A 227-nucleotide genomic window follows, 5' to 3' on the forward strand; every position below is an offset into this window, starting at 1 on the left:
GGCAGATCGTGAGCGCGTCGTCGGCGGTGGTGGCGCTGGCGGTGCCCGGCGGCACCGCGTTTCCGCACTGTTCCGGCGTGCTGGTGGCCGGCGACGAGTCACCGCATGCCAAGGCGATCACATTGTCGTCGCGCAAATGGGGTCAGCGCGGCGACGTCGCGCTGTTGCGGCTGTCGTTCGGTCGGTTCGGCGACGAACCGGCCCTGACGGCCTCCGACGACCAACTC

General features: G+C 70.5%; 1 pseudogene. It reads left to right on the forward strand.

The annotated features are described in order from the left end of the window. Nucleotides 1-227 (forward strand): annotated as a pseudogene (locus BST12_RS30310) (protoporphyrinogen oxidase); the annotation flags it as partial.

Source organism: Mycobacterium angelicum, from assembly GCF_002086155.1.
GTDB classification, from domain to species: domain Bacteria; phylum Actinomycetota; class Actinomycetes; order Mycobacteriales; family Mycobacteriaceae; genus Mycobacterium; species Mycobacterium angelicum.